This window comes from Streptomyces sp. NPDC002690 (genome assembly GCF_053592415.1).
The window spans coordinates 1-1233 of the sequence record NZ_JBSFVR010000746.1; the positions used below are offsets into that span (position 1 = coordinate 1).

The 1233-nt window shown below is 65.6% G+C and carries 2 protein-coding genes; both read right to left on the reverse strand.

Features of this window, described 5'->3' with window-relative positions; translation table 11 throughout:
* Nucleotides 1-202 precede the first annotated feature (202 nt).
* On the reverse strand, nucleotides 203-493 hold the full coding sequence (locus ACWD3D_RS37245) for a hypothetical protein (RefSeq protein ID WP_451465051.1): 291 nt from the start codon (nucleotides 491-493) through the stop codon (nucleotides 203-205).
* A gap of 453 nt (nucleotides 494-946) precedes the next feature.
* The coding region (locus tag ACWD3D_RS37250; protein ID WP_451465052.1) for a hypothetical protein at nucleotides 947-1233 on the reverse strand (287 nt) is incomplete at its 5' end.

The following is a 1233-nucleotide window of genomic DNA, read 5'->3' on the forward strand; positions in this document are numbered from 1 at the left end:
TGATCGTCTGGGGTGCCTTCCGCGGGCTGATCCTCGGTGACGACATGCACGCGCCGACCGCGGACTTCACGATCAAGCCGGAGCATGGGGGGCTGACGAAGTGCGCGAGGGTGCGGGCGATCCCCGGCGCGGCGGCTGCAGGGGGGCTGCCCCAAGGGTTGGCCGCTGGTTCAGCGGAGCCGGCTGCTTCGGCTCGGCGTGCTCAGAGGTTGGGAGCGAGCAGGGTGAGGCGCAGGGCGGCGGCGATGGCGCATGCGGCGGGGAGTGCGTACCACCATGTGCGGAGCCAGCCGGTTTTGATGGTGGCCCATGTCAGTAGGACCAGCACGGCGGAGGAGAGCAGTGCGAGACCGGCGGCGACCTTGGAGTTGGTGACGGCCTGGTGGTCCCAGGAGCCGTCGGGTTCGACTGCGTAGGCGAGAAGCACGAGGTACCCGGTGACCAGGGCGCCCAGTGTGAGTACGAGCGCGCATGTCCCCGCGAACCGGTCCAATACATACTGTCCGGCCCTTGACCAGGACACTGTCTATGGTTCCGCGCCAACAGCTGATCGGTTTTCGGGCAACCTCCGGGTCCAATCTGACCCCCAATTTCCTACTGTGAGGTGACGGCTTGCACCCGGTGAGGCGCCTGGCGAGTTCGGAGGATGATCGTCTGCTCTGGTGTTGAAGGGGGCCTTGTTTCGTGAGGGGGGGGTGAGGCGGAATGTCACTCCAGGTCTGTGCGGACTCTCGGAGGAAAGGTTCTGCGTTCGCAGATACGTGTTCGCGCATCCGTGAGGCGAGATGCTCACCGACAAGCGGAAGGGCGGGAGGGGGGGCAGACGTCCGGCCCGTCGTTCAGGAACGTGTTTGCATTCACTCCGGATTCCATCACGGAACATGTGTCCGCCAACCGTCATGGGGTCGAACAAATACCCGTGGGGGAGTGCTGGGGTGTCCTACGGTCACGGTGCGAATTCACGAACGCTTCGATACGCCCCTGGCTGACGGCCCGGGTGCGATGAGGGGGATGGATCTATGCGTACGTCTCGGATAGCCGCTGTCGCGACGAGCGCCGTGGCCATTGGGGTACTGGGAGCCGCGCCGGCGTTCGCGCAGGGCAGCATCACCACGTACATATCCAATTGGCTGCCGGGGACCTGGACGGTTGCTCCCTTGAGGGGAGCCGTGACGCCGGTGGACGACTTGCCGAGCACCGTTCCGGTGATCTTGCCCCAGGTGTTGGGCGGCG